Annotated in this window: 24 protein-coding genes and 1 pseudogene; 6 read left to right on the forward strand and 19 right to left on the reverse strand. The window is 64.7% G+C overall.

The window, feature by feature from the left end:
• Positions 1–51 precede the first annotated feature (51 nt).
• Positions 52–1,988, forward strand: a pseudogene (locus NTH_RS07670) (M23 family metallopeptidase).
• Between the two features lie 31 nt (positions 1,989–2,019).
• Here NTH_RS07670 and NTH_RS07675 read toward each other — a convergent pair.
• The 9 genes from NTH_RS07675 to NTH_RS07715 all read right to left on the reverse strand — a co-directional run bounded on the left by NTH_RS07675 (position 2,020) and on the right by NTH_RS07715 (position 14,121).
• A complete protein-coding gene (locus NTH_RS07675; RefSeq protein ID WP_338531833.1) occupies positions 2,020–3,489 on the reverse strand; it encodes a L,D-transpeptidase in 1,470 nt (489 codons plus the stop codon).
• Positions 3,490–3,655: 166 nt separating this feature from the next.
• Positions 3,656–4,018, reverse strand: a complete 363-nt coding sequence (locus tag NTH_RS07680) for an MmcQ/YjbR family DNA-binding protein (protein ID WP_338529463.1) — start codon at positions 4,016–4,018, stop codon at positions 3,656–3,658.
• A 23-nt stretch (positions 4,019–4,041) separates the two neighbouring features.
• On the reverse strand, positions 4,042–6,660 hold the full coding sequence (gene clpB / locus NTH_RS07685) for an ATP-dependent chaperone ClpB (RefSeq protein WP_338529464.1): 2,619 nt from the start codon (positions 6,658–6,660) through the stop codon (positions 4,042–4,044).
• Between the two features lie 318 nt (positions 6,661–6,978).
• Positions 6,979–7,677, reverse strand: coding sequence for a DUF4167 domain-containing protein (locus tag NTH_RS07690; protein WP_338529465.1), 699 nt, complete (start codon positions 7,675–7,677; stop codon positions 6,979–6,981).
• Positions 7,678–8,023: 346 nt separating this feature from the next.
• A complete protein-coding gene (prmC, locus tag NTH_RS07695) occupies positions 8,024–8,899 on the reverse strand; it encodes a peptide chain release factor N(5)-glutamine methyltransferase (protein WP_338529466.1) in 876 nt (291 codons plus the stop codon).
• Positions 8,892–9,968: a peptide chain release factor 1 gene (gene prfA, locus NTH_RS07700; protein WP_338529467.1), complete on the reverse strand. Its 1,077-nt coding sequence runs from the start codon at positions 9,966–9,968 to the stop codon at positions 8,892–8,894. The genes prmC and prfA overlap by 8 nt, the downstream gene beginning before the upstream one ends.
• A 13-nt stretch (positions 9,969–9,981) precedes the next feature.
• Positions 9,982–12,252, reverse strand: a complete 2,271-nt coding sequence (ptsP, locus tag NTH_RS07705) for a phosphoenolpyruvate--protein phosphotransferase (RefSeq protein ID WP_338529468.1) — start codon at positions 12,250–12,252, stop codon at positions 9,982–9,984.
• A 68-nt stretch (positions 12,253–12,320) separates the two neighbouring features.
• Positions 12,321–13,595 carry an aspartate kinase gene (locus NTH_RS07710; RefSeq protein WP_338529469.1) on the reverse strand — a complete coding sequence of 425 codons (1,275 nt, stop codon included), beginning with the start codon at positions 13,593–13,595 and terminating at the stop codon, positions 12,321–12,323.
• 136 nt (positions 13,596–13,731) lie between these two features.
• Entirely contained in the window at positions 13,732–14,121 is a 390-nt protein-coding gene (locus tag NTH_RS07715; protein ID WP_338529470.1) for a VOC family protein, read from the reverse strand.
• 93 nt (positions 14,122–14,214) lie between these two features.
• Here NTH_RS07715 and NTH_RS07720 point away from each other — a divergent pair, with 93 nt between their 5' ends.
• The 3 genes from NTH_RS07720 (at position 14,215) to ubiG (ending at position 15,783) form a co-directional block, all read left to right on the forward strand.
• Positions 14,215–14,562 (forward strand): ArsR/SmtB family transcription factor, encoded by a 348-nt coding sequence (locus NTH_RS07720; protein WP_338529471.1) that lies wholly within the window; start codon positions 14,215–14,217, stop codon positions 14,560–14,562.
• Positions 14,534–14,950: an SRPBCC family protein gene (locus NTH_RS07725; protein ID WP_338529472.1), complete on the forward strand. Its 417-nt coding sequence runs from the start codon at positions 14,534–14,536 to the stop codon at positions 14,948–14,950. Before NTH_RS07720 ends, NTH_RS07725 begins: the two co-directional genes overlap by 29 nt.
• 89 nt (positions 14,951–15,039) lie before the next feature.
• Complete coding sequence (gene ubiG / locus NTH_RS07730) at positions 15,040–15,783, forward strand: bifunctional 2-polyprenyl-6-hydroxyphenol methylase/3-demethylubiquinol 3-O-methyltransferase UbiG (RefSeq protein WP_338529473.1); 744 nt, start codon at positions 15,040–15,042, stop codon at positions 15,781–15,783.
• Between the two features lie 75 nt (positions 15,784–15,858).
• On the opposite strand, the gene NTH_RS07735 is transcribed toward ubiG, so the two are convergent.
• From NTH_RS07735 to NTH_RS07750, 4 genes are read right to left on the reverse strand one after another with little or no spacing between them, the layout of a single operon-like run.
• Positions 15,859–16,284, reverse strand: a complete 426-nt coding sequence (locus NTH_RS07735; protein ID WP_338529474.1) for a DUF1178 family protein — start codon at positions 16,282–16,284, stop codon at positions 15,859–15,861.
• Entirely contained in the window at positions 16,281–17,132 is an 852-nt protein-coding gene (locus tag NTH_RS07740; protein ID WP_338529475.1) for a carbon-nitrogen hydrolase family protein, read from the reverse strand. The genes NTH_RS07735 and NTH_RS07740 overlap by 4 nt, the downstream gene beginning before the upstream one ends.
• Entirely contained in the window at positions 17,129–17,410 is a 282-nt protein-coding gene (gene grxC / locus NTH_RS07745) for a glutaredoxin 3 (RefSeq protein WP_338529476.1), read from the reverse strand. The genes NTH_RS07740 and grxC overlap by 4 nt, the downstream gene beginning before the upstream one ends.
• 24 nt (positions 17,411–17,434) lie before the next feature.
• Positions 17,435–18,211, reverse strand: coding sequence for a ComF family protein (locus NTH_RS07750; protein ID WP_338529477.1), 777 nt, complete (start codon positions 18,209–18,211; stop codon positions 17,435–17,437).
• Positions 18,212–18,399: 188 nt separating this feature from the next.
• Here NTH_RS07750 and NTH_RS07755 point away from each other — a divergent pair, with 188 nt between their 5' ends.
• Complete coding sequence (locus tag NTH_RS07755; RefSeq protein ID WP_338529478.1) at positions 18,400–19,284, forward strand: methyltransferase domain-containing protein; 885 nt, start codon at positions 18,400–18,402, stop codon at positions 19,282–19,284.
• A 14-nt stretch (positions 19,285–19,298) separates the two neighbouring features.
• Here the strand turns inward: NTH_RS07755 and NTH_RS07760 are convergent, their stop codons facing one another.
• The 6 genes from NTH_RS07760 to NTH_RS07785 all read right to left on the reverse strand — a co-directional run bounded on the left by NTH_RS07760 (position 19,299) and on the right by NTH_RS07785 (position 23,934).
• Complete coding sequence (locus tag NTH_RS07760) at positions 19,299–19,466, reverse strand: Flp family type IVb pilin (RefSeq protein ID WP_338529479.1); 168 nt, start codon at positions 19,464–19,466, stop codon at positions 19,299–19,301.
• Between the two features lie 117 nt (positions 19,467–19,583).
• Positions 19,584–19,898, reverse strand: coding sequence for a hypothetical protein (locus NTH_RS07765; RefSeq protein WP_338529480.1), 315 nt, complete (start codon positions 19,896–19,898; stop codon positions 19,584–19,586).
• A gap of 393 nt (positions 19,899–20,291) precedes the next feature.
• The gene (locus NTH_RS07770; RefSeq protein ID WP_338529481.1) at positions 20,292–20,705 is read right to left on the reverse strand and encodes a (deoxy)nucleoside triphosphate pyrophosphohydrolase; all 414 of its coding nucleotides are present in this window, start codon (positions 20,703–20,705) and stop codon (positions 20,292–20,294) included.
• Positions 20,702–21,475 (reverse strand): GNAT family N-acetyltransferase, encoded by a 774-nt coding sequence (locus NTH_RS07775; protein WP_422392429.1) that lies wholly within the window; start codon positions 21,473–21,475, stop codon positions 20,702–20,704. Before NTH_RS07775 ends, NTH_RS07770 begins: the two co-directional genes overlap by 4 nt.
• A 161-nt stretch (positions 21,476–21,636) precedes the next feature.
• The gene (gene argJ / locus NTH_RS07780; protein ID WP_338529483.1) at positions 21,637–22,878 is read right to left on the reverse strand and encodes a bifunctional glutamate N-acetyltransferase/amino-acid acetyltransferase ArgJ; all 1,242 of its coding nucleotides are present in this window, start codon (positions 22,876–22,878) and stop codon (positions 21,637–21,639) included.
• 150 nt (positions 22,879–23,028) lie between these two features.
• Entirely contained in the window at positions 23,029–23,934 is a 906-nt protein-coding gene (locus NTH_RS07785) for a peptidylprolyl isomerase (protein ID WP_338529484.1), read from the reverse strand.
• Between the two features lie 278 nt (positions 23,935–24,212).
• Between NTH_RS07785 and secA the strand changes: the two genes are divergently transcribed.
• Entirely contained in the window at positions 24,213–26,939 is a 2,727-nt protein-coding gene (gene secA, locus NTH_RS07790; RefSeq protein WP_338529485.1) for a preprotein translocase subunit SecA, read from the forward strand.
• Positions 26,940–26,996 lie beyond the last annotated feature (57 nt).

The following is a 26,996-nucleotide window of genomic DNA, read 5'->3' on the forward strand; positions in this document are numbered from 1 at the left end:
GGGGCGACGCACCGGCGCAAGCCGGTTCATAATCAAAGAGCATCCGCAGCGTTGGATAATAAAGGTTCCACAAACACGACACTCGGCGACGAGCCGCCGCTGGTAGCGGACGGCCGCAGCGGCCCGCCCGATCGCCGCGAGATCTCCGCGCGATGGCTGCTGGGCACGTTTTTGACCGGCGTCACCTCGACCGTTCTCATGGGTGTCGCGCTCTCGGCCGCCCTCGACGGCCGCGAACAACTGGCCACCCCTCCCGAACTCGTAGGGCTCGGCGAGATGGAGCATGGTTCCGGCGAGGCCGCCAAGACCGCGCGTCTCATCCCCTCGCGCACACTGGCCAAGCCCAGCGACCGCCGGCGCATGGAAGTTTCCACGGTCCTGAAGGAAGGGGACCGCGACGTCGTGCGCACCCTTCCCTTCGTGCATGTCCGCATGGCGCTCGCAGCCGGCCACACCGCCGGCCGGGACTATCCGCCATTCGACCCGCTGACCGTGTTCGCAGAGGACGGCGCCACCGCCCATGCGCAGACCGGCCTCATCTATGGCGCGCGTGTGGAAAGCGAAGTCAGCCTGCGCACCCTCCCCTTCCCCATGAAAAGCGCGTCCTTCGACGAAAACAGCGACCTGTCGGCCGAGGAGGTCGAGGAGGTCGTGCGCAATACCAGCGCGATCCTGACCGACGGCGACGTCCAGGTCGCGGCACTTCACTATGTCGATCCCCAGCGCTTCGGCGGCGATGCGCTGTCCGCCCAGTCGCTGGCCAATTTCGGCGTCCGCATCGTCCAGGAGAACGTATCGGTTGCGCCGATGACGAGGCCGACCGGCCCGTCCGACGGCTTTGCCGAGGACGTCGTCTTTTTCCAGACAGACCAGGACATCGCCGAGGCGCTTGCCGGCTCGGGTTATGACGGAGACGACGCCGCCGACATGGCGGAGGCGATCGCGAAGCTGATGAACAGCAATGCGCTGAAGGCCGGAACGATGCTGCGGGTTGGCGTTCTGGTCGAGGGAGAGATGAGCCGCATCGTCCGCACCAGCGTCTATGACGGCCGCCAGCACATCCTTACCATCGCCGTCGACGATCGCGGCCAGCACGTGCCGGCCGAGGAGCCAAACGCGGGCACCGAACTTCTGGCCATGCTCGACAACGAGCCTCAGCCCCCCGCGCGCGCGCCGACCTGCCGCGCACCTATGACGCCATCTACAATGCGGCCTATTCTTACGGTCTCAACGAGCGTCTGACCCAGCGGCTGATCAAGCTGCTCGCCGCCGATGTCGACTATCAATCGCGGCTTTCCTCGTCGGACCGCATAGAGGTGTTCTTCTCGCAGCCGAATGAAGATGGCAGCGCCTCCGAAAATTCGGAGCTGCTTTATGTTTCGGCGGCGTTCGGCGGCAAGGTCCGCACCTATTACCGGTTCCAGATGCCCGACGGGACGGTCGACTACTTCGACAGCGAAGGGAAAAGATCAAAGCCCTTCCTCTTGCGAAACCCCGTGCCGAACGGCCGCTTCACCTCCGGCTTCGGCATGCGCCGCCATCCCATCCTCGGCTATTCGCGCATGCATACGGGCGTCGACTGGGGGGCCCCGCGCGGCACCCCCATCATCGCACCGGGCGACGGAACGGTGGAAAAGGCCGGATGGGCCGGCGGCTATGGCAGGCAGACGATCATCCGTCACGCCAACGGCTACCGCACCTCGTACAACCATCAGAGCGCCATTGCCAAGGGCGTGGTTCCCGGCGCGACGGTCCGCCAGGGACAGGTGATCGGCTATGTCGGTTCCACCGGCCAGTCGACGGGCAACCATCTGCACTACGAAATGATCGTGAACGACCGCAAGGTCGATCCGATGCGTGTGCGCCTGCCTGAAAGCCGCGCGCTCGAGGGCGAGGCCCTGGCCGCCTTCGAACGCGAGCGCAAACGCATCGATGAACTGCTCGGCGATTCCTTCGACGCCCCAGTGCCCGTCGCCAGAGCCCAGTAGAAGGCCGGGCTCCCCGCTCCTGCCGGCAAAGCTACTCGGCGAACTCGACGGTCACGCCGGGCTTGATCCTTTTGGCCAGTTCCTGCGCATCCCAATTGGTCAGGCGCACGCAGCCATGGGAGGAGGTCTTGCCGATCTTGGACGGCTCGGGCGTGCCGTGGATGCCGTAGGTGGGTTTCGACAGCGCGATCCAGATCGAGCCCACGGGCCCGTTCGGGCCCGGCGGGATCGTCAGAACCTTGTCGTTCTCCCCCTGCTTGAAATTGACCTTGGGATTGTAGGTGTATTCAGGATCGAAGGCGATGCGCGCCACCTCGTGGGTGCCGATCGGAGAAGGCGTATCGGCCGAGCCGATGGTCGCCGGATAGGCCCCCACCAGACGGCCCCGCTCATCATAGGCGCGCACCTGCTTGGCCGCCTTGTCGGCGACGATGCGCGCCACCTTGGCGTCGGCCGTCTCCCCTGGATTGACCACCTTGATCCGGGTTCCCGGGCGGCTGAAATCGGCATCGGGATTGAGAGCAACCAGATATTTCTCATCCATGTGGAACCGCTCGGCGAGCATCTCGCTCACCCGCGTGAAGCCGAGCCGCTCCAGCCTGGCCTTCTCGCCGTAGTCTTCGGGTACCGACGCGATATAGGGTCCGGCGGCATCCGCCGCCGTGATCGTGTAATCCACAAAGGCGGGACCGCCGGTCCTTTCCAGCTCGGCCTCGATCCATTCCTTGTCGTAGGTCCTCAGGCGCTGGCCGGTGATCTCCCGATAAGCGCTGATGGCCTTGTTCACATTGTCGCCGGTGCGCCCGTCTATCACGCCGGGCGAAGCGCCCGCGCGATCAAGGAGGACCTGGAACTGGGCTACATCCTCGCTGGCGCCGCGCGCCCCCGGAACCGTGACGGCGCGCTCGTCGCCCGGCAGCGCCGGCCGCAGGTCATCGCCGCCGGTGGGTGGCAGGCCCGTTTCATCCTGGGGGACAGCGGCATAGTCGTCGCGTCCGCTTCCGGGCGGGGCCAACGGTTCGCGGCGCACATCGCCATCATCCCCCCATTGGCCCGGCTCATCGGCAAAGCCATCGAAATCGTCATAGCCAGGCTCGCGCTCATAGCCGTAATCGTCCAACCCCCGATCGCGATAACCGGGGTCGCTATAGCGGGGCCCGCCATAGGGCGGCGGCTCGCGCGCGATGATGGCTTCCCGGTCGCGGCGAAGCCGCTCCAGGTCCCGCGGGTCGGTGAGATCGTAGCTGCGGCGGCCAAGCTCCCTGTCGCGCGCCGCGCGGCGCGCGGCCGGCGGCGGCTGCAAAGCAGGGCGCTGCATGACCGGAGGGCGGATTTCGACCACACGCCCCGTCCGCGGATCCACCACCACCTCTCGGCCATACTGGTCGATATAAACGTCGAAATCATAGGCCTGCGCAAGCTGAACCTGCGCCTGCGGCAGGACCGCTGGCGCATTTGCACGGCTGTCCGTAAACGGCACCGCGCCCGCCTGCGAGGCCATGGCCAGCCCGGAGAAAAATGGCACCAGATAGCGTGTCAATTTCGGCTCCCGATCGATATTGCCCCTGCCGCACCGCACATGCCTGCAAAGCAGTGTTAGCCGTTATGGTATGAACCGGGCATGAAAATGGCCGAACGGTCGCCACAGCATCGATCCGCCGTTTCCGTTACTCGGCAAAACCCAGCTCCCGTCGCAGCTTTGCGGTCAGTCCCAGCGCAACGAGACGATGGCTCTCCGTCAGATATTCGCATAGCGCCTGGTCATCCATGGTCTCGTCGGTCTGTCGCTGGATCCATTTCATCCCGCGCGACGCCAGATAGGGCGCCGGCCGCAGCCCCGGTTGCTCGCTGAGAATGTCGAAGGCAGCCGGAGAGCATTTGAACGTGACGGCAAGGGCCCCGCCATCGCCCCAGCCGCCGATAGCAAAGACTTTGCCGCCCACTTTCCAGACATGCGCGCCGCCCCACTGCACCACATGGGTGGCATGGGGCAAGGAGGCGCAGAAGCGGTTGTACTCGTCGAGCGTCATCCGCGCCTCCCCCGCTGGCGATTTCAGGCGGCCTGTTCGGCCGCGTCCGCAGTGTCGTTGCGGCGGGCCCGGAAGTCCAGGCGGTCCGCTCCGGCCGTCACCTTGACCGTCGAGCCGTCGAGAATGTCGCCCAGCAGGATCTTTTCGGCCAGCGGATCCTGCAGCTCCTTCTGTATGACCCGCTTCAAGGGCCGGGCGCCGTAGGCCGGATCGTAGCCCTTGTTGGCCAGCCACGCGACGGCCTCGTCGTCGAGCTCGAGCTGGATCTTGCGGTCCGACAAAAGGCGCTCCAGCCTTTCGAGCTGTATCCTGACGATCTGCCCCATGTCCTCGCGACGCAGCCGGTCGAACAGAATGACCTCGTCCACGCGGTTAAGGAACTCGGGCCGGAAGGCCGCCCGCACCACGCTCATCACTTCGTTGCGCACCTTGTTCACGTCCTCGCCCTCGCCAAGGCCCACGAGATACTCCGCGCCAAGGTTGGAGGTCATGATGATCAGCGTGTTGCGGAAGTCGACCGTGCGGCCTTGCCCGTCGGTCAGCCGTCCGTCGTCGAGCACCTGGAGGAGCACATTGAAGACGTCCGGATGCGCCTTCTCGATCTCGTCGAACAGGATCACCTGGTAAGGCCTGCGGCGCACGGCTTCCGTCAGGACACCGCCCTCCTCGTAACCGACATAGCCGGGAGGCGCGCCGATCAGCCGGGCGACGGAGTGCTTTTCCATGAACTCCGACATGTCGATGCGCGCCATCGCATGCTCGTCATCGAACAGGAAGTGGGCCAGCGACTTGGTGAGCTCCGTCTTGCCCACGCCGGTGGGGCCGAGGAACATGAAGGAGCCGATGGGCCGGTTCGGGTCCTGCAAGCCGGCGCGGGCACGCCGCACCGCCTTGGAGACCGCCTGCACGGCCTCGCCCTGGCCGACCACGCGCTTGGCGAGCTCGTCCTCCATGCGAAGCAGTTTCTCGCGCTCGCCTTCCAGCATCCTGTCGACGGGAATGCCGGTCCACCGCGACACGATGTGGGCGACGTGGTCCGGCGTCACCGTCTCTTCGACCATGCTGCCTGGCGCGCCGTCTTCCTGCGCTTCTGCCGCTGCCAGTTTCTTCTCGAGCTCGGGAATGACCCCGTAGGCCAGCTCGCCGGCGCGTTGGAACTCACCCTTGCGCTGGGCGATGGCAAGGTCGTTGCGCGCCTCGTCGAGTTGCCGCTTGAGGTCGGCGGCAAGTCCAAGCTTGTCCTTCTCCGCAGCCCAGCGGCTGGTAAGCCGGGTGGACTCCTCCTCGAGCGCCGACAATTCCTTCTCCAGCTTCTCCAGCCGGTCCTTCGATGCCGCGTCCTTCTCGGCCCTCAGCGCCTCGCGCTCGATCTTGAGCTGCATGATGCGGCGGTCGATCTCGTCAAGCTCTTCCGGCTTCGAATCGACCTGCATGCGCAGGCGCGCGGCGGCCTCGTCCACCAGGTCGATAGCCTTGTCGGGCAGAAAGCGGTCGGTGATATAGCGGTTGGAAAGGGTGGCAGCTGCGACCAGCGCGGAGTCCGAGACCCGCACCTTGTGGTGCTGCTCGTATTTCTCCTTCAGGCCCCGCAGGATGGAGACCGTGTCCTCGACAGTGGGCTCGTTGATGAACACAGGCTGGAAGCGGCGGGCGAGCGCGGCATCCTTTTCCACATGCTTGCGGTACTCGTCGAGCGTGGTCGCGCCGACGCAGTGCAGCTCGCCCCGCGCCAGCGCCGGCTTCAGAAGATTGGAGGCGTCCATGGCGCCATCGGCCTTGCCGGCGCCGACCAGCGTGTGCATCTCGTCGATGAACAGGATCACATCCCCGCTGGTCGCGGTCACTTCCGCAAGCACCGCCTTCAGCCGCTCCTCGAACTCGCCGCGATATTTGGCGCCGGCGATCAGCGCGCCCATGTCCAGCGCCATCAGCCGCTTGTCCTTGAGCGATTCGGGCACGTCCCCGTCCACGATCCGCAGGGCCAGGCCCTCGGCGATCGCCGTCTTTCCGACGCCGGGTTCACCAATCAGCACAGGATTGTTCTTGGTGCGCCGCGACAGCACCTGGATGGTACGGCGGATCTCGTCGTCGCGGCCGATCACCGGATCGAGCCTGCCCGAGCGTGCGTCCGCCGTCAGGTCGCGCGCATATTTCTTGAGCGCATCGTAACCCTGTTCGGCGCTCGCCGAATCGGCGGTGCGGCCCTTGCGGATATCGTTGATCGCTTGATTGAGAGCAGTCGGCGTGACGCCGGCCTTTGAAAGGATATCGGCCGTCTTGGCGGATTTTTCCACCGCGAGCGCCGTCAGCAGGCGCTCCACGGTGACGAAGCTGTCGCCGGCCTTCTTCGCCATGTCCTCGGCGGTCGCGAAGACCTTGGCCAAAGGCTGGGCGAGATAGAGCTGGCTGTTGCCGCCCTCCACCTTGGGCATGGCTTTCAGAGCCGCTTCGACGCTCAGGCGCACGTTGCGGGCGCTGCCGCCTGCCCGCTCGATCAGCGAGGCCGCAAGTCCCTCGGGGTCGTCGACCAGCACCTTCAGGACGTGCTCGGGCGTGAATTGCTGGTGATTTTGCGAGAGCGCGTAGGTTTGAGCCGACTGGATGAAGCCACGCACCCGCTCGGAATATTTTTCAATGTCCATATCTGTCTCCATTTCCGCGCTGACCCGCTTGGCGGCGTCAGTCACGACCAATGCGACGGGTCCCCGCGACCGAAACGAACCGATCGATTGTGGCAGACCCAACCCGATGTGGATATGGGAACATTGGTCAAAGCGGACAAGATAGGACGCAAACGAAAGGCGGCGGGCCGAGCCTGCCGCCTCTACAGCATCGTGCTACAGCATCGGCCCGAAAATCGGAATCGATTTTCGGAAAGCACGATGCGTAGATTCAATGGTTTAGAGCGCCGTGCGTCTTGAAAGACGCACCGCGCTCTAACGTTCAGTCGCAGCAAGGTCTCAGCCTTGGGCTACGACTTCCTCGCTGATGTTTGCTTCGGACGCATCCTTGTTGGCGGTTGCGTCTTGCGAACCGGCCTCGTCGGCCTTCTTGGCACGGGGCCTGCGGGCGCGCTTGGCAGGCTTGGGCGCCGCCTCGTCGCCGGCGTCCGACGGCGGCGTACCGGCACTTTCCGCCCTGGCGGCGTTTTCGTCTTCGCCTGTCGCGCTGGCTCTGCCCCGACCGCGGCCGTTGGACCGGGCGCCGTTGCCCCGGCTTGATTCGCGGTCTTTCAGTGCAACTTCGGCTGGCGTACCCTCGATGACCGGCTGCGGCCCCGAACCGTCGCCGGACCGCTGGCGCGGCTGCTCCGGCGTGTGGTCGGAGAAACGATCCTCGCGATCGTCGCGATCCTCGTTGTCCTCGTAATTGTCCTCGCGCACATCACGATCGCTGTCGTCACGCGGGTCGCGCATGCTCTGCTGCTGGGCTTGCGCCTGGGCTGCGGCGATGATGCGGTTGTAATGCTCGGCGTGCTGCAGGTAGTTCTCCGCCATGACCCGGTCGCCCGAGCTATGGGCATCGCGCGCCAGAGTGGTGTATTTGTCGGCAACCTGTTGGGCGGTTCCGCGGATTTTCACGTCCGGCCCGTTGCTCTCGTAGCTGCGGGTAAGGGGATTGGGTCCCTTGCGGTTGTTGTTGTTACCGCGTCCGCGCATACGCCTGTTCTGCTGTTGTGGCCTCATTCCATTCTCTTTGTTTGAGACAGCTGATGATTTGTATTGTGATCAGCGGAGAAAAGCGCGCTAAGGCGCTGCAATTCTCGCAATTACCCCTTGGCGGTCTACCGCATCCGTAAGGCGGCCGCGAATGCCATCCCGTTCCGCGTCGTGTTCACTTGCCCGATGATCCCCGCACGAAGCATATGCGTCGATAACGCAAAAAGGCAGTCTGTCCGCGGGAACCGAATCTATGACGGCACTGCCTGCTTCGTCTCATCCGGCAGGCGGAAACTAGCGGCATTGTAAACGCTTGCCAAGTCTTTTTTCGCGTCCGTCTTTTGCCTCAACAGGCAACGAACAATATCGCGCGGTCGTGCCCCGCAAGATCGGCCGCGACGCTTGCCGTCCGAAAGCCGCTGGAAGCGAATACTTCTTTGACGTCAATCGCTTGGCTGCTTCCGACTTCCACGGCTACGGCACCCGCCGCATTGAGATGGCGGCCCGCCTTTGCGGCAATCTTCCTGTAGGCATCAAGCCCGTCGGCCCCGCCGTGCAATGCGGTGATCGGATCGTGCTTGCGCACTTCCCCGGGAAGATCGTCCATTTCAGCCGTTGCAATATAGGGCGGGTTCGACACGATGAGATCGAATGATTCTTCGATTTCGCCGAACCAATCGGACCTTCTGGTCACGAACCGCTCGCTATATCCATTCATATCGGCATTCGCCCGCGCCGTTGCAAGGGCATGGCCGGAAATATCGGTGCCCACGGCGCGGGCTTCCGGCACCGCGCTCAGGAGCGCCAGCGCGATGGCCCCCGTTCCGGTCCCCATATCGAGGATGGTGCAGGTCCCTTTGCGGCCGACGGTTTGGCGCAGATGCGGCAGCACCATATCGACCAGCGTTTCCGTGTCCGGCCGGGGCTCCAGCGTCTCCGGCGACAGCATCAGCTTGAGGCCGTAGAATTCGCGGTAGCCCAATATCCGATGGACCGGCTTGCCCTCTGCCCTCTCCCGCACGGCGGCAAGAACGGCCTTGGCTTCGTCGTCGGTCACCGCCCGGTCGGGTGATGCGATCAGCTCGGCCTGGCTTGTGCCGGCAAAGTGCTCGACGATAAGCCGGGCATCGAAGGCGGCTCCCGCTATGCCGGCTTCCCGAAGAATGGTCCTTGCCTGCCGCAGCAAAACGTCCAGCGAGCCGGGCAGGCGCGCCTCACCCATCGGCCGTCGCCGCCAGCAGCTTGGACTGGTGGTCGGAGATCAGCCCGTCGATCACCTCGTCCAGCTCGCCCTCCAGCACCCGGTCGAGCTTGTAGAGCGTCAGGTTGATGCGATGATCGGTGACGCGCCCTTGCGGGAAATTGTAGGTGCGGATGCGCTCGGAGCGGTCGCCGGTCCCGACCTGCAGCCGGCGCGCCTCCGAGCGCTCGTCGTCCGCCCTTGTGCGCTGCGCGTCAAACAGGCGGGCGCGCAGGATCTGCATGGCGCGCGCGCGGTTCTGATGCTGCGACTTCTCGGCCTGCATCACGACGATACCTGTCGGGATATGGGTGATGCGCACGGCCGAGTCGGTGGTGTTGACGTGCTGTCCGCCCGCGCCGGAGGCGCGCATCGTATCGATGCGCAGGTCTTCCGTCCTGATATCGACGTCGATCTCCTCCGCCTCCGGCAGCACCGCCACCGTCGCCGCGGACGTGTGGATGCGCCCCTGCGCCTCGGTCGCCGGCACGCGCTGCACCCGGTGGACGCCCGACTCGAACTTCAGCCGCGAGAACACGCCTCGTCCCGAGACCGTGGCAATGATTTCCTTGTAGCCGCCGGCCTCGCCCTCGCTGGCCGACACCACCTCGACGCGCCAGCCGCGCTCGGCGGCGTAGCGCTCATACATGCGAAAAAGATCGCCGGCGAAAAGCGCTGCCTCGTCGCCGCCCGTGCCCGCGCGGATTTCCAGGATGACGTTCTTGTCGTCCGCCTCGTCCTTGGGAAGCAGCAGAAGCTGGAGATCGGCCCGCAGCTTCTCGACGCGCTCTTCCACCGTCTCCAGGTCGGCTTCCGCCAGCTCGCGCATTTCCGCGTCGGTCGATTTGTCGGCGAGCATAGCCTCCAGGTCGCGGAGCTCGTCTTCGGCCTTCCTGAGCGAACGGATCGCGTCCGCAACCTGCTGAAGGTCGGAATATTCGGAGGCAAGCTTCACATATTCGTCCGGCGACGGGCCGGCAGCCATCTGCGCCTCGATCATCTCGAAGCGCTTCAGCACCTGGTCCATACGCTCGCGCGGCAATTCGGTCATGGCATGTATTCAGTCAAATAGGGATATCGTGTTCGCTGGCAAATTGCCGAAGCTCAGCGCGGATATCGGTTGTCGCGGCGTTCTTGGCAAGGGCAATCTCCATGCGCTCGCTCAGCGCCTCCAGCGGCAGCTCGCACAACATGGCCTTTACTGGGCCGACCGAGGCCGGCGCCATGGAGATCGCCCGATAGCCGATGCCAAGAAGCGCCATCGCTGAGATCGGCCGCCCGGCCAGTTCGCCGCACAGCGTCACGGGCTTGTCCGCTTCCTTGCCGGCTTGGGCGATCTGCCGCAGCAGACGCAGGAACGGCGCGCACAGCGGGTCGAAGCGATCGGCAATACGCGTATTGCCGCGGTCGGTCGCCATCACGAACTGAAAGAGGTCGTTCGATCCGACCGAGACGAAGTCCACCGCACTCATCAACTCGTCCAGTTGCCACAGGAGCGAAGGCACTTCCACCATCGCCCCCAGCTTCAGGCTGGTCGGCAGATGATGGGCGAAGCGGGACAGATGGCGCACCTCACGGTCGATGATGTCGCGCGCCCTGGTGATCTCGGAGATTTCCGTCACCATGGGCAGCATCAGCTTCAGCTCGCGCCCGCCCGACGCCTTCAACAGCGCCCGGACCTGCGTGCGCAGCAGGCCGGGACGATCGAGCGTCAGGCGTATGGCGCGCCAGCCGAGCGCCGGGTTTTCCTCCTGCTGTGCGCCCTTGAAATAGGGCAGCACCTTGTCGCCCCCGATATCGATCGTGCGGAAGGTGACCGGCTTGCCGTCCGCCGCATCGATCACTTCCCTGTAAAGGCGCTCCTGCGCCTCCACCCGCGGGAAGGTCGAGGCCACCATGAACTGCAACTCCGTGCGGAACAGCCCGATACCCGCCGCGCCGGACTGCGCGAGCTGCGGCAGATCCACCGCCAGCCCGGCATTCATCAGCAATTCGACAGCCACGCCATCCTTGCTGACGGGCGGCCGGTCGCGCAGTTCGCGGTAAAGCTGCTGACGCCGTGCCCGGAACCGCACCTTCTCCGAATAGGCGGCCTCGATATCGGCCTGCGGGCGCAGATGAACCTGTCCTTCCTCGCCATCCACGATGATCGCGTCGCCATTTTCCGAGAGCGAGACCGCGCCCTTTACCTGGCCCACCGTCGGCAGGCCGATGGCGCGGGCGACGATCACGATGTGGCTCGTCGGCGCCGCGTCTTCAAGCACCAGGCCGCGCAGCTTCTGCCTTGGATAATCCAGCAATTCGGCCGCGCCCATATTGCGGGCGACCAGTATGGCGTCCTTCGGCAGCACCTCCGCCAACGCATCCGGGCCCCGTCCCATGAGCTGCCGCAGCAACCGGTTGGCCAGATCGTCGAAGTCGCTCATGCGCTCGCGCAGATAAGGATCGGTCATGTGCAGCATGCGCGCCCGCATGTCGCTCTGCACCTTCTCCACCGCTGCCTCTGCCGTCAGCCCGTTCCGTACGGCCTCTTCCAGCCGCCGCACCCAGCCGCGGTCGTTGGCGAACATGCGATAGGCTTCCAGCACCGCCCGGTGCTCGCCCTCGAACGCGACGTCGCGGCGCGACAGCATGTCGTCGATGGAAAGGCGCAGCGAGCTCAGCGCCACCTCCAGCCGCTCCATCTCCTGGTCGCTGTCTTCGTTGAACAGATTGGTGACGACGATGCGCGGCTCGTGCAGGACGACATGACCGAGCCCGACGCCTTCATTGAAGGAAAGCCCTTCCATGCTGACGGAACGGCGCAGGTCGAGCTCCATGCCGGGGCGCGTCAGCCGTGCCAGGTCGCCCGTGGCGATCATTTCGGCGATGACCATTGCCACCGTTTCCAGCGCTTCCACCTCGTCGTCGCGATAATGGCGCTTGGTGCGGTTCTGCACGACCAGCACGCCGAGCGTGCGCCCGGCGCGAAGCACCGGCACGCCGAGGAAGGAATGATAGATCTCCTCGCCCGTTTCCGGCAGATAGGCGAAGGCTGGATGCTTCTGTGCGTCCGACAGGTTGAGCGCCCGTGCGCTTGCCGCGATGGTGCCGACGAGCCCCTGGCCCAGCCTCAGTTGCGCAAGGTGAACGGAGCCGGGGTTGAGACCCTCGGTCGCATAGAGCTCAAGAAAGGAATCGGCGCGCAGGATGTAGAGCGAGCAGACCTCGGCCACCATGTTCTGCGCGATTTCGCGCACGATGCGGTCGAGCCGCTCCTGTGGCTCCAGCGCCTCCGCCATCATCTCGCGGAGACGCCTCAGTAGAATGCGCGGACCGGCGGCTGTCTCTCGCATCGGACCCCTCTTTTTTCTGGTGCCATCCCACGACAGCACTGACAGGCGGCCGGCGGGAATTGTTCCAGTTATTGCTTATCGAGACCGTAGACAGAATGCAAAGTCCGCACGGCCAGTTCCGCATAAGCGCCGTCGATCAGGATCGAAATCTTGATCTCCGACGTCGTGATCGCCCGGATGTTGATGCCCTTCTCGGCGAGCGCTTTGAACGCCGTCGCCGCGACGCCGGCATGGCTGCGCATGCCGATGCCGATGACCGACACCTTGACCATCCCGGCCTCTGACTGAATGGCGTCGAAGCCGACCTGCTCGCGCACCTTGTCCAGCACGCTCAAGGCTTTATCAAGGTCGCCGGTGGGCACCGTGAAGGTCATGTCCGTGCGCGACCCGTCTTCCGAGATATTCTGCACGATCATGTCGACATTGATGTTGGCTTCCGCCAGCGGCCCGAAGATGCCCGCCGAAACGCCGGGCCGGTCGGCCAGGCGGCGCAGCGAGACCTGCGCCTCGTCCTTTGCATAGGCGATACCGGTGACGACTTGCTGTTCCACGATCTCTTCCTCGTCGCAAATGAGCGTTCCGGGCGGGTTGTCGAAATCGCCCATCCCCGGCGCATCCGGATCATCGAGCGACGATCTCACGAACGTCCGCACCTTGTATACCATGGCAAGCTCGACCGACCGGACCTGCAGCACCTTGGCACCGAGCGAGGCCATCTCCAGCATCTCCTCAAAGGAGATTCTGGCCAGGCGGCGCGCCTTTGGCTCGATGCGCGGATCCGTCGTGTAGACACCGTCCACGTCCGTATAGATATCGCAGCGGTCGGCCTTCACGGCGGCGGCCATCGCCACGGCGCTGGTGTCGGAGCCGCCACGGCCCAGCGTCGTGATGCGGTTGTCGGCGGCCAGGCCCTGGAATCCGGTGACCACCGCCACCTGTCCCGTTCCCATCCGGCGCACCAGTTCGCTCCCGTCGATTTCGAGGATACGGGCCGCGCCATGCGCATTATCCGTCTGGATTGGCACCTGCCAGCCCTGCCACGACCGGGCGTCAACCCCGATGGACTGCAGCGCGATGGCCAGGAGGCCCGCAGAAACCTGCTCTCCGGAGGCGACGATGGCGTCATATTCGCGCGCGTCGTAAAAAGGCGAATTGCCCCCCGACGCCTTCGGCATGTCGCGAACCCAACCGACCAGCTCATTCGTCTTGCCGGCCATGGCGGAGACGACGACGGCCACCTCGTTGCCTGCGTCGACCTCGCGTTTGACGTGGCGCGCGACATTGTGAATGCGGGCGATGTCGGCGACGGACGTCCCGCCGAATTTCATCACGATGCGCGCCATGGTCGCAAGACTGCCTTTGCCTGAAAGTTCCGGCCGCCCGGGGCGGGCGGATTTCACGCGGCCGCAGCGGCGGATTCACGCCACGGCCGCGGTTTCCATAGCCAAAAGCCGGTATATTCGCAAGCGATGCGCGCGCCTATTCCTTCAGCGGCGAGCCGATGGCCCAGCTATGGCCGAACGGGTCGCGCAGTTGCCCGTAGCGGCTTCCCCAGAACGCGTTCTCCAACGGCATGGTCGCGGTGGCGCCGGCATCGATTGCCCGCTGATACCATTTGTCGGCATCGTCCACCTCCAGGTGAATCGTGACGCCGCGCGGCGCGTCCGCCGACATGCCGAATTCGGGGAACAGGTCCCACATCATCAGATCGCTGCCATTGATGCGGATATGGGCGTGCATCAGGCGTTTGCCGTCTTCCGCCTCGGCCCGGCTCACCTCCTCCGCACCGAACGCCTTCTTGTAAAAATCGATTGCCGCAGCCGCGCCGTCGATGGTGAGACACGGGATGATTCCATTCAATTGCTGCATGGGAAATCTCCTCCTGGGAAAACAACCGCCGCTTGACGTGAGCATGGCATCGGATTAGCTGATATTCAAGAAATTACTTGAATGAGGAGCCGGATGGCGAGACGCTCGGCCGCCCACGATGTTTTCGGCGCGATCGCCGACCCGACGCGCCGGCGTCTTCTTGAGCGCTTGGCCAATAGGGAACGTTCGGTGAGCGAGCTGGCGGCGGGCACCGGCCTTACGACTTCCGCCATCTCCCTGCATCTGCAGGTGCTCCTGCGCGCCGGTCTGGTAAGCCGGCGCACTGCCGGCCGCCATCGCTTCTATCGTCTCGACCCTGGGCCGCTGCGCGACGTGGCGGACTGGGCAGCGCAGCTTTCAGCCTTCTGGGCCCACAATCTCGACCGCCTGCAGCAACTCGCCGAGGAGAAGGATGCTTCAATCAATCGAACTGAGGATTGAGCGGCGCATCGGGGCCTCGCTGGCCACCGTATGGGCCTGCATCACGACGCCCGAGCTGATCGCCCACTGGTTCTTCACGGTGGATTTCAAGCCGGTGGCGGGCCACCGGTTCACGATTACCGGCGCAAGCGTGCCTGGCTGGCGCGGCTGGACGAATGTCGAGGTTCTGGAACTCGAGCCGCCGCACCGGATGGTCTGGAAATTCGACTGCGTGGATGAGGCGCCGCCATCGCGCGTGACCTTTGACCTGACGGAGGAGGACGGAGGGGTGCGACTGGTCCTCACTCATGAAGGCGAAGTTCCCGCAAGAACCCGGCAGTTGCTGAAGGAAGGCTGGTCGAGCTACCTGCTCCGGCTGTCAAAACTTGCGGCCAAGATCTCGTCTTGACAATCTGCCCGCAGGACCCGACTTCATGACGGCGCGTTGGCGCAAGCCCAAGCGGCAACCAATGGAAACCAGAAGGGACCGGCGACGCCATGCCCCAGGCACGACAAACATCCATCGACCCGCGCGAGGTCGAGCGTTTTTCGGCGCTGGCCGCCGAGTGGTGGAACCCCAACGGCAAGTTCCGCCCCTTGCACAGATTCAATCCGGTACGCCTCGCCTATATCCGCGACCATGTCGCCGCGCATTTCGGCCGCGACCCGCGGGCCGCGAAGCCGTTTAACGGGCTGCGCATCCTGGACATCGGCTGCGGCGGCGGCCTTTTGTGCGAGCCGATGGCCCGGCTCGGCGCGTCGGTTGTCGGCGCCGACGCGTCGGAGACCAACATAGAAGTGGCCAGGCTCCACGCCGCCGAATGCGGCGTCGACATCGACTACCGCGCGACACCGGCCGAAACGCTCGCCGACCAGGGCGAGAAATTCGACGTCATCCTCAACATGGAAGTTGTCGAGCATGTCGCCGATGTGGACTATTTCATCGGGAAATGCGGCGAGATGCTCAAGCCGGGCGGGCTGATGTTCGTCGCCACTATCAACCGCACCACCAAAGCCTGGGGCCTTGCCATCATCGGCGCCGAATATGTGCTGCGCTGGCTGCCGCGCGGCACGCACCAGTATGAAAAGCTGGTGCGGCCGACCGAATTGGAGAAGGCCCTGGAGAAGGCGGGTCTTTCCATCAAGGAGAGGACCGGCGTCGTCTACAACCCGCTCGCCGACCGCTGGCAGCGCTCGAAGGACATGGACGTCAACTATATGGTGCTGGCGGAGAAGTCTTAGAGCGTCCCTTGTTGCCGGTTTATTCGGCTGTCAGGTGATTCCACCCGACGGCAAAAGCCTCGCGGCATCTCAGGGCTAGTTCCGATCCTCTGGAAACACCGGCAGCGGCAGGAAGTCGACCCCATCATCCACCAGCCCCTTCACGTCCTCGCTCGTCGCCTCGCCATAGATGCCCCGCGGATCGGTCTCGCCGAAATGGATCTTGCGGGCCTCCTCGGCGAACTTGTCCCCCACGTAATCGGCGTTCTCGCGAACCTTCTCGCTCAGCGCCTTGAGCTTCGCCAGCGCCTTCTTCTGCTCATCGCCCATGGCCAGCGCCACCTGCGATTTCTTGCGACTGGTGGAAACGGCGGGCGCCATCAGCGCCTTGCGCACGTCGTTGGAGCCGCAATGGGGGCAGGCGATGAGCCCCTTCTCGTTTTGAGCATCGAAATCCGCGCCATTGCGGAACCAGGCATCGAAAGAATGGTCCTGCGCGCAGGCGAGATCGAAGCGGATCAAGATGCAGGCTCCGCGTATAGCGCACGGGCCAGGTTGAATTCCCGGGCGTTGGCGAGATTGGGAATTTTGCGGCGCGCCGCGCCCGACTGCTCCACATCGATGTCGGCGACGACCACGGCCGGCTCGTCGTGCCCCGCTTCCGCCAGCACCTTGCCCCACGGATCGACGATGATCGAATGGCCAAAGGTCTCGCGCCCGTCCTCATGCCGGCCGCCCTGCGCCGCCGCGATCATATAGGCGCCGTTCTCGATGGCCCGGGCGCGCGTCAGGACGTGCCAATGCGCCTCGCCCGTCTGGCGGGTGAAGGCGGCGGGTGCCGTCAGCACCTGCGCGCCGGCCATGGCCTGACTGCGGAAAAGCTGCGGAAACCGCAGATCGTAGCAGATCGCAAAGCCGAGGGCGGCGATGGGCAGATCGGCCACCAGCGTTGCTTCGCCGGGGGCATAGGTGGCCGATTCCCGCCAGCTCTCGCCATTGTCGAGATCGACGTCGAACATGTGGATCTTGTCGTAGGTGGCGATGCGTTCGCCATCCGGACCGAAGAGGAAGGACCGGTTGGCAACCTTGCCGCCGCCGACGGCGATCGCCGTCGAGCCGATATGCACGAATATCCCATGCTCCCGGGCCAGCCGCGCCGCACAGGCCACCACGGGATCATTCGCCTCATCGGTGATGTTCTCGAGAAGGAGCGCCCTGTCCCGCACCAGGAGACCCGTCATCTCCGGGCTCTGCACGTAGCGTGCGCCCTGCTTTGCCGCTTCGCGGACCAGCCGCTCGAACTCGGCCACATTGGCCGCGACCATCATGCCCGAGCGCATCTGAAGGGCTGCTGCGCGGAAGGTCGTCATCGCACGCTTCCGCCAACGCCCTGTTCGGTCAGCAGATCATCGAGCCTGCCGTCCGCCTCCAGCGCGTAGAGTTCGTCGCAACCGCCCACATGGACATCGCCGATGAATATCTGCGGGAAGGTCGTGCTGCCCTTCGACCGCTGGATCATCTCCTGCCGCAGCTCGGTCGAGAAGCTGGCATCATGTTCGGTAAGGTCGACGCCTTTGCTTTCAAGCAGGCGTTTGGCGCGGCTGCAATAGCCGCACCCCAACCGGGTGTAGATCGTCACATCGGGCATGCGCTTATCCAGATCCATTGACGCCTATATAAGCGCGTCGTCGTTTTCGGCAAAGTCCCCCGGAAGGACTCTCGCAAAGGTAATGACATCGACGGTCAGTGCGCCTGCCCGCTTGAGCGACCGCGCAGCGGCGGCCACCGTGGCCCCGGTGGTATAGACGTCGTCGACCAGCAGCACCCGGCGCGCACGCACGATATGGTTGCTTTCGTCCGGCACGAGGAAGGCGCCGCGCACATTGGCCTCCCGCTCCCGCGCGCCGAGCCCCACCTGCTGGCGCGTGCTGCGCTTGCGCACCAGCGCCGCGCTCGAATATTCGAGGCGCGCCAACCGCGCGAATGCCCGCGCCAGCTCGGCCGACTGGTTGAACCTCCTGGCAAAGAACCGCCGGCGATGCAGCGGCACCGGCACCACAACATCGCAGTCTTCGGCAAGCTCCTTTCCGGCCCGCAGCATCCACCGCGCCATCCAGGGCGCCAGGTCCGTGCGGTCGGCGAATTTCAGCCCCTGCACCAGCCGCCGGGCAACGCCGTCATAGATCACCGCCGAACGCGCCCGGGCGAAGGGCGGCGGGTTGGCGATGGCCTCGGCTGACAGGAACCCCTCGCCCATGTCGTGGCTGAAAGGCGTGCCCATGACCGGGCACCAGGGCTGCTCCAGAAATCGTACTTTCGGCCAGCACGAAGCGCAGAGCGTGCCGGGTCTGGCGGTCAGGTTGCGGCATCCCAGGCAGACCGGCGGGAACAGGAGCCGCGCCGGCGCCGACAGCGCCGCCCGCACCAGCCCGGCTTCGAGCAATCCCATCACTTGTCCGCCCCGTCCAATCTCCCATCTTTGCATCATATGCCAAACGTGCGATGGCAGGTACCTCTTTAGCGCTCAGCAGTCAGGTGGAATCACCTGACGCCCGCACGGAAAACAGGAAGGTTGAGTGTCCATTGCGCGTCTGAAGGGGCGCGCACGTCGCTCAAGAATGGAAGCCCGGCGAACAGATGGTCGCAATATTCGATACCGATCTACTGGCCGCGCGCAAGCGGCGTGCGCTGCGGCTGGGCGACAAGGGCGCCCGCTTTCTGATGCGGCGCGCGGCGGAGGATTTGTCCGAACGCCTGGCAACCGTCGAACGCCGGTTCGAGGACGCCGCCGCGATCAACTGCCTGACGGACGATGCTGCCCGGGTTCTCCGCGACAGCGGCAAGGTGGGGCGGCTTCGGCGCGTCGAGATGGATGAAGCGATGCTCGCAGGCGACGGGGGCACGGTGTCGGTTCAGCCGGAAGTTCTGCCGCTGGAGCCGGAAAGCCTCGACCTCGCTGTCTCGCTCCTCACCCTCCACGAGACCAACGATACCCCCGGCATGCTGGTGCAGATCCGCCGCGCGCTCAGGCCAGACGGCCTGTTCCTCGGCGCGATGGGCGGGGCCGGCACGCTGCAGGAACTCAGGCAGAGCCTGCTCGAGGCGGAAACTGAAATTTGCGGCGGCGCAGCCCCGCGCATAAGCCCCTTCGCCGATCTGCGCGATATCGGCGCGCTCCTGCAGCGCGCCGGATTCGCGCTTCCGGTAACCGACCTCGAAACGCTCACCGTGCGATATGACGATATGTTTGCCTTGATCAGGGATTTGCGCGCAATGGGCGCGACCAGTGCCCTTGCCGAGCGCAGCCGCAGGCCCCTGCCCCGCGAGGTTTTCCTGCGCGCCGCCGCCATCTATGCCCGCCGCTTTGCCGATCCGGACGGGCGTATTCGCGCTACCTTCAACATGGTGTGGATGTCGGGCTGGGCGCCCCATGCATCGCAGCAGAAGCCGCTCAAGCCGGGCTCGGCGAAAACGTCGCTCAAGCAAGCGCTGTCGGAGAGCGCGGGCAAACCCCGCAGGTAGCGCGACCTTGCGCGTCAGCCGCCGGCCTGCTCCAGTTCCTGCGCCGTGGAGGTGTAGCTGTCGGAGACGGCGCTGCCTAGGGCGGTGGCACCGCTGATGATGCCGGCCGACAGAAGAAGGGCGATCAAAGCATACTCGATCGCCGTCGCGCCATTCTCGTCAGACAGAAATTTCTTCAACATCGCGGCTCTCCTTGCGGGCAGCAGGGAGTTTACGGTCATTCCGTTAAGAAACCTTAACGGCGCCGGCCGGTGATTTACGAAAGGCGGTTCGGCGTTTCTGTGAAACGGTGAATTGATCTAGCAAGCGCCCGTTCGCACGCCGTTGGCGCGGATGACGCACACCGCCGAGGCCGTCGGCTGCAGGACGCTGCGGCGCAGGGTGATCGTCTCGCCGCGCCGCTGCGGCAGCGATCCAGTGGTCGTGCGGTCGATGCCGATGCCTTGCACGACAACGCCGCGCGACTGCCTGTCCGCGATAGGCGTCAGGATGAGCGCCAGCGCAATGCCCGCCGACCCGAACAGAAGCGCCAGCCGAAGCGCGCCGACACCCGCACTCGCCATTCGCGAGATCGGGCCGAAACCCGTGGAATGATCTTGATGCTGCAAGTTCACGCGCCCCTCCCCTGGCTGGTTCAGCCGCCCCCGAGGCGCCCGACGCGCCGATGCTGAAAATTCTCATGATTGGCTAAAGGAATTGTTAACGGTGACGAACGGAAGCCGTCTCGGAATTGGCCGCGAGGCTTAGGGTCAGGACCTATTAGTGTTGCTTGATTGGTATGAGTCAATTTGCCTGGAGAGGAGGCGCAAGCCTGCAGGAAACCATCGGGTTTTCAAAGGCTTGCAACGCTCTCTCCAGGCAAATTGGCCATATCCCGAAGGGACGGACGATGGACTTTGAACTGCCGCGTCGAGCCGATTGGACGGGCCTGAGCCCGCCCGGCGCATCTCTCCTTGCATTTCCGTGTCCATCGTCCGCCAATCAAGTAACATCAATAGGTCCTGACCCTAAAGCAGGTCGATCAGGAACGGGATAAGCGGGTCGTCCGCCGGCGGCATCGGATAATCGCGCAGGCGGTTCGGCCGGACCCATTTGATGGCCTGGCCCTCACGCGGCTGCGCAATCCCCCAGAAGCGGCGGCAGACATAGAGCGGCATCAGGAGATGGAAGCTCTCATAGGCATGGCTGGCAAATGTGAGGGGTGCCAGACATGCCGTCTTCGTTTCAAGGCCAAGCTCTTCCTCGATCTCGCGCACCACTGTCTGTTCGGGCGTTTCTCCGGGCTCGACCTTACCGCCGGGAAACTCCCACAAGCCGGCCAGCGGCTTTCCTTCGGGGCGCTGCGCGATGAGCACGCGCCCGTCGGGATCGACAAGCGCGCAGGCCGCCACCAGCAGCACCGGCTTCACGTCGGTCTTCATCGGCTTTCCCCCGGCTGGCGGTAGTGATAGCGGTAGATTTCACGAAAACCGACCGAACGGTAAAGGCCGAGCGCGGCGGCATTGTCCGCTTCCACCTGCAGCCATGCCACGGTCGCCCCTCGCAGCCGCGCCCATTTCAACGCCGAAAGCAGTGCCCGGCGCCCGAAGCCCTTGCCCCGCATGCCCTTGGCCGTCGCCACTTCGAACAGCCCGGCAATGGCGCCGTCATGCACGCAGATGGCGGTCGCCACCGGCTGCCCGTCCTGCTCAAGGATGAAGTGCCCCGCTTCCGGCTTGATCGAACCCACGAGGTCCTTGAAGCCCGACCTCAATGCCTCGTCATAGCCATGCACGCTGAAGGCAGCGGAGACGAAGCGTCCCAGATCCTTCAGCGGGATCTGGTGCATCGCATCGTCGACCACGCTGTCGCTCAAGGGCAGACGCATCACGATCGATTCGGAAAGATGGGCCCAGCCTTCCTTGTCGAGGAAAAGGCCGATGGATGGCGCGGCAAGCGGCGAGAGGCGAAAGGTCACCGTCCGCCCGATCGCCTCGAAATGCGGCCGCGCCCGGTCAATGCGCAAATCGATGTTCCGCGCGTCGCCGGGATCGAGCGGGTTGATGGAATTGAGGCGCTTGGCCGGATAGCCGGCCGTCAGCCGCACCGCCCAGGTGCCGTCATAATGGACATTGGCCGCCGGCCAGGCCCTGAAGCCGGCCCCTTCGAAACGCCTGATCGTCGGCAGGTTCACCTGCGCCTCGTGCTGCACGCCCAATCCCGCCGTCCTCAGCGCCTGCTTTGAAAGTGGTCAAGGCGAGCCGAAAAGGGTGATTTTCGAGAACCGAAGCGCAGCATACTTGAGGTACGTGAGCACCGGAACGCGGGAAATCGCCATCTGCAGACCGTCGTCACGACTTTCACAGCACGCTCTCAGCTCCGATAATCGCCATTGATGGCGACATACTCCTTGGTGAGATCGCAGGTCCACACCGTCGCGCTGCCCCGGCCGAGGCCGAGGTCGACGCGGATCGAAATCTCATCCCGCCGCATATAATCGGAGGCTTGCTCTTCGGAGTAGCCAGGGTCGCGCTCGCCTTCGAAGGCGACGCGGATATCGCCGAACCAGATGCTCAGGAGATCGCGGTCGGCCGGCTCTCCGGCTTTGCCCACCGCCATCACGATGCGCCCCCAATTGGCATCCTCGCCGGCAACCGCCGTCTTGACCAGCGGCGAATTGGCGATGGAAAGCGCAACCCGCTTGGCCGAACGCGCGGATTTCGCGCCGGTCACGGTGATTTCCACCTGCTTGCGCGCCCCCTCGCCGTCGCGCACAACCTGCAGCGCCAGTGTCTTCAGCAGTTTGCCAAGCGCGCGCTTGAACGGCGAAAGCCGGCTGTCCTTGGCGTCCGTGATCCAGGGCGCGCCGCGTTCGGCCGCCTTGCCAGTGGCGAAAAGCATCAGCGTATCGCTGGTCGAGGTATCGCTGTCCACGGTAACGGCGTTGAAGGTCTTGGCTGTGGCCTTCGCCAGGATGTCCTGCAGCACAGGAGCGGCGATCGGCGCATCTGTCGCCACGAAGGAGAGCATCGTCGCCATATCCGGCGCGATCATGCCGGCGCCCTTGGCAATGCCGTTTATGGTCACCGTGCAATCGCCCAGCCTGGCCGAAGCGGTGACGAACTTGGGATAGGTATCGGTGGTCATGATGGCGCGCGCGGCCTCTTCCCACCGCCCGGCTTCGGCTCCCGCGGCCAGCTCGCCGAGAAGATGGGTGAACCGGCCGGCCTCCAGCGGCTCGCCGATCACACCGGTGGATGCCAGGAACACCGTATCAGGTTCCGCGCCGGCGGCTCGCGCTGCCGCTTCCGCCGTCAGCGACGTCGCCTCGCGGCCTTTCCTGCCGGTAAAGGCATTGGCGTTGCCGGAGTTCACGACAAGTATCCGCGCCTTGCCGCCCGAAAGGTTACGCCGGCAAAATTCGACCGGGGCCGACGGACATCTGGACCGCGTGAAGACGCCGGCCACCGCCGTGCCTTCGTCAAACACCATGACCAAAAGGTCCTTGCGGCCCTTGTACTTGATGCCGGCTTCGGCGACGCCGATCCGCGCCCCGGCGATCTCCGGCATCTCGGGATAGGACTTGGGCGCAAGTGGGGAGATAGATGCAGACATCCGAACTTCCGGTTCACATACTGGCTCGCCCGCTTCGTCTGCCCGATAAATTTGGCGGACGCAAGCCGAGCGGCGGGCACAAAAAAGCCGCGCCGCCCGCCATACGCGGACAAACGCGGCTTTATATGGATGCAGCCAGGCGGGCGGGCCTTACTGCTGGCCCTGCGCCGCGCCAGCCGGGGCGGCATTGCCGAGCTGCTGCTGGAGCAGGGCGTCGACCGATGCCTTCAATTCCTCATTCGGAATGTCAACCTCGGCGTCTTCGCGCATGGCGCCCAGCTTCTCGATGTACTTCTCACGCAGGAGCATCGACTTGATCTGGTTCTGCACCTGCTCGAATGCCGGCGGCTGCTGCTGGCGGCGGTCCTCGACCTTGATCACGTGGTAGCCGAACTGCGACTTGACCGGCTCCTTGGTGAATTCGCCCGGCTCGAGCGCGAACGCGGCTTCCTCGAACTCCGGAACCATCCGCCCCTTGGTGAAGTAGCCGAGATCGCCGCCTTGGCTGGCCGACCCGTCGCTCGACTTCTCCTTGGCGATTTCGGCGAAATCGCCGCCTCCCTCGAGCTGCGTGATAATGGCCTGGGCTTCTTCTTCCGTCGCCACCAGGATGTGGCGGGCCTGCACCTCCTCGGGAGGATTCATCTTGGCGACTTCCTCATCGTAGCGCGCGCGTACGGCCTCGTCGGAAATCTCCTGGACGACGTTCTGGTCGATATAGGCGCTGTGCAGCGCGCGCTGGCGCAGGAAGTCCATGCGGCGCTGGAAATCCTCGCTGTCGTCAAGGCCCTGCTCGTCGGCTTCATTGGCGAAAAGGCGAACGTCGATGACGGCCGAAAGCGCGGCGGCCCGGCGCTGCTCCTCGGGCAATTGCTCGAACTGGGGGTCGAGCTCCTGTTCGGCCAAGGCGATGTCGGCCGCGGTGATGGGCTCGCCGTTCAGCGTGGCGACAACCTCCTCCTCCTCCTGCGCGAAAGCCGGCGCGGAAAGAAGGGCAGCGATCATGGCTGCAACACCGGCATGGGCGCGCAGAGACTGGCGGAAGGGTCGTTTCATGAGAAAATTCTCCGTTCATGCGTATAAGGCGTGGCCCCATACGATAGGGCAGCGATCCAAACCATCCATAAATATGGCGGAATTTTGCGCCTTCGAAGCGCGTTGGCGCAAAGTTGACATCGCAGGTGGCCCCTCTTATCTCTCCTTCGACTTCGCGTCCAGAATCCATTTCCGGCCGCCCTTTTTGGCCAACCGCCTGCAATGACCGGAACTGGCCGATCAAACCTTATCCGACCGGCGGAAACCGTCGGCGTACCGCGAACTGAAAGGACCATAAGATGGTCAGCTTCGGCGGCATAGCCCGCAAGATTTTCGGCTCCTCGAACGACCGCCGTGTGAGCGGCCTGCGCCCGCGCGCCGAGGCCGTCGGCGCCCTGGAGCCGGAAATGCAGGCGCTGTCGGACGAAGCCCTGCGCGCCAAGACCGATGAGTTCCGCCAGCAATTGGCCGACGGCAAGACCATCGACGACCTTCTTGTGCCCGCCTTCGCCGTGGTCCGCGAGGCGTCGAGGCGCGTGCTCGGCATGCGGCCTTTCGACGTACAGCTCATCGGCGGCATGGTCCTCCATGAAGGGTCGATCGCGGAGATGAAAACCGGCGAAGGCAAGACGCTCGTCGCCACCCTGCCCGTCTATCTCAACGCGCTTGCCGGCAATGGCGTCCATGTCGTCACCGTCAACGACTACCTGGCCCGCCGCGATTCCGAATGGATGGGCCGCCTCTACGGTTTCCTGGGGCTGACCACGGGCGTCATCGTCCACGGCATGTCCGACGACGAGCGCCGCGCGGCCTATGGCTGCGACGTCACCTACGCCACCAACAACGAGCTCGGCTTCGACTATCTGCGCGACAACATGAAATATGAGCGCGGCCAGATGGTCCAGCGCGGCCACAATTTCGCGATCGTCGACGAGGTGGACTCCATCCTGATCGACGAGGCGCGCACGCCGCTGATCATTTCCGGCCCGCTCGACGACCGCTCGGATCTCTACACCAAGATCGATTCCCTTATCCCCCAGTTGGAGGAAGGCGATTACGAGATCGACGAAAAGCAGCGTACGGCGACCTTCACCGAGGAAGGCACCGACAAGGTCGAGCGACTGCTGCGGGCCGAGGACCTTTTCAAGGGCGAATCGCTTTACGACATCGAGAATGTCGCGATCGTCCACCACCTGAACAACGCCTTGAAGGCGCACAAGCTCTTCCAGCGCGACAAGGATTACATCGTCCGCAACGATGAATTGGTCATCATCGACGAGTTCACCGGCCGCATGATGCCGGGGCGCCGCTACTCCGAAGGCCTGCACCAGGCGCTCGAGGCCAAGGAGCACGTCAAGATCCAGCCCGAGAACCAGACGCTCGCCTCCATCACCTTCCAGAACTACTTCCGCATGTACGACAAGCTGGCCGGCATGACCGGCACGGCATCGACGGAGGCCGAGGAGTTCGGCAACATCTACGGCCTCGACGTGGTCGAGATCCCGACCAACCTGCCGATCCAGCGCCTGGACGAGGACGACGAGGTCTACCGCACGGTCGAGGAGAAGTTCCGCGCCATCGTCGGGGAGATCAAGGACGCGCGCGAGAAGGGCCAGCCGATCCTGGTCGGCACCACCTCCATCGAGAAGTCCGAGTACCTGGCCGAGCGCCTGCGCAAGGAAGGCGTCAAGGACTTCGAGGTCCTGAACGCCCGCCACCACGAGCGCGAGGCGATGATCGTCGCCCAGGCCGGCAAGCCGGGCGCGATCACCATCGCCACCAACATGGCCGGCCGCGGCACCGACATCCAGCTCGGCGGCAATCCGGACATGCGCATCGCTGAGGAGCTGGGCGACATGCCCGAAGGCCCGGAGCGCCAGGCCAAGGAAAAGGCCATCCGCGAGGACGTGCAAAGGCTCAAGGAAAAGGCGATCGCCGCCGGCGGGCTCTATGTGCTGGCCACCGAGCGTCACGAAAGCCGGCGCATCGACAACCAGCTCAGAGGCCGCTCCGGCCGCCAGGGCGACCCCGGCCGCTCGAAATTCTACCTGTCGCTGCAGGACGATCTGATGCGCATCTTCGGCTCCGACCGCATGGACGGAATGCTGCAGAAGCTGGGCCTCAAGGAGGACGAGGCCATCGTCCATCCCTGGATCAACAAGGCGCTGGAGAAGGCGCAGAAGAAGGTCGAGGCGCGCAATTTCGACATCCGCAAGAACCTGCTCAAATATGACGACGTGATGAACGACCAGCGCAAGGTCGTCTTCGAGCAGCGCCTCGAGCTGATGGACGGCGAGAACCTTTCGGAAACCGTGGCCGAGATGCGGCAGGACGTCATCGACGACCTGGTCGCGCGCCATATGCCGGAAAAAGCCTATGCTGAACAGTGGGATATCGCAGGGCTGAAGGAAAGCGTCCTTCGCGACCTCAACCTGGACCTGCCGGTGGACGAGTGGGCGCGGGAAGAGGGCATCGCCGAAGATGATATCCGCGAGCGCATCACCGCGGCGGCCGACAAAGCCGCCGCCGAGCGCGCCGAGCGGTTCGGCCCCGACATCATGACCTATGTCGAGAAATCCGTGCTCCTGCAGACGCTCGACCATCTGTGGCGCGAGCACCTGGTCAATCTCGACCATCTGCGCTCGGTCGTCGGTTTCCGCGGCTATGCCCAGCGCGACCCGCTCAACGAGTACAAGACGGAGGCCTTCGAGCTGTTCCAGGCGATGCTCGGTAATCTGCGGCAGGCGGTCACCGCGCAGCTCATGCGCGTGGAGCTGGTGCGCGAGGCCGCAGAGGCACCGCCCCCCCAGACGCCGGCGATGCAACCCCACCATGTGGACCGCACCACCGGCGAGGACGAGTTCGGCGGCGAGACGATGACCCTGTCGCGAGCCGAAACGGGCGTCGTGCCGGCCGAGGAGCGCGATCCCGCAGATCCTGCGACATGGGGCAAAGTCGGCCGCAACGAACCCTGCCCCTGCGGCTCGGGCAAGAAGTACAAGCACTGCCACGGCGCGTTCGCGTAAAAGCGCCGGTTCGTCATCCGGAAGGCCAAAGGGCTGATCGGGGAACGACTGGACGAA

This window comes from Nitratireductor thuwali (genome assembly GCF_036621415.1).
Lineage (GTDB): Bacteria > Pseudomonadota > Alphaproteobacteria > Rhizobiales > Rhizobiaceae > Chelativorans > Chelativorans thuwali.

Coding starts and splice junctions, on each gene's coding strand:
- NTH_RS07720 (WP_338529471.1), top strand. CDS start 14,215: ATGGCGAGACGCTCGGCCGCCCACGATGTTTTCGGCGCGATCGCCGAC.
- NTH_RS07770 (WP_338529481.1), bottom strand. CDS start 20,705: ATGAAGACCGACGTGAAGCCGGTGCTGCTGGTGGCGGCCTGCGCGCTT.
- NTH_RS07675 (WP_338531833.1), bottom strand. CDS start 3,489: ATGGCCTCGCAGGCGGGCGCGGTGCCGTTTACGGACAGCCGTGCAAAT.
- ptsP (WP_338529468.1), bottom strand. CDS start 12,252: ATGCGAGAGACAGCCGCCGGTCCGCGCATTCTACTGAGGCGTCTCCGC.
- NTH_RS07680 (WP_338529463.1), bottom strand. CDS start 4,018: ATGACGCTCGACGAGTACAACCGCTTCTGCGCCTCCTTGCCCCATGCC.
- NTH_RS07750 (WP_338529477.1), bottom strand. CDS start 18,211: ATGGGATTGCTCGAAGCCGGGCTGGTGCGGGCGGCGCTGTCGGCGCCG.
- NTH_RS07715 (WP_338529470.1), bottom strand. CDS start 14,121: ATGCAGCAATTGAATGGAATCATCCCGTGTCTCACCATCGACGGCGCG.
- NTH_RS07760 (WP_338529479.1), bottom strand. CDS start 19,466: ATGTTGAAGAAATTTCTGTCTGACGAGAATGGCGCGACGGCGATCGAG.
- argJ (WP_338529483.1), bottom strand. CDS start 22,878: ATGTCTGCATCTATCTCCCCACTTGCGCCCAAGTCCTATCCCGAGATG.
- NTH_RS07740 (WP_338529475.1), bottom strand. CDS start 17,132: ATGACGACCTTCCGCGCAGCAGCCCTTCAGATGCGCTCGGGCATGATG.
- NTH_RS07690 (WP_338529465.1), bottom strand. CDS start 7,677: ATGCGCGGACGCGGTAACAACAACAACCGCAAGGGACCCAATCCCCTT.
- secA (WP_338529485.1), top strand. CDS start 24,213: ATGGTCAGCTTCGGCGGCATAGCCCGCAAGATTTTCGGCTCCTCGAAC.
- clpB (WP_338529464.1), bottom strand. CDS start 6,660: ATGGACATTGAAAAATATTCCGAGCGGGTGCGTGGCTTCATCCAGTCG.
- NTH_RS07755 (WP_338529478.1), top strand. CDS start 18,400: ATGGTCGCAATATTCGATACCGATCTACTGGCCGCGCGCAAGCGGCGT.
- grxC (WP_338529476.1), bottom strand. CDS start 17,410: ATGCCCGATGTGACGATCTACACCCGGTTGGGGTGCGGCTATTGCAGC.
- NTH_RS07710 (WP_338529469.1), bottom strand. CDS start 13,595: ATGGCGCGCATCGTGATGAAATTCGGCGGGACGTCCGTCGCCGACATC.
- ubiG (WP_338529473.1), top strand. CDS start 15,040: ATGCCCCAGGCACGACAAACATCCATCGACCCGCGCGAGGTCGAGCGT.
- prfA (WP_338529467.1), bottom strand. CDS start 9,968: ATGACCGAATTGCCGCGCGAGCGTATGGACCAGGTGCTGAAGCGCTTC.
- NTH_RS07785 (WP_338529484.1), bottom strand. CDS start 23,934: ATGAAACGACCCTTCCGCCAGTCTCTGCGCGCCCATGCCGGTGTTGCA.
- prmC (WP_338529466.1), bottom strand. CDS start 8,899: ATGGGTGAGGCGCGCCTGCCCGGCTCGCTGGACGTTTTGCTGCGGCAG.
- NTH_RS07725 (WP_338529472.1), top strand. CDS start 14,534: ATGCTTCAATCAATCGAACTGAGGATTGAGCGGCGCATCGGGGCCTCG.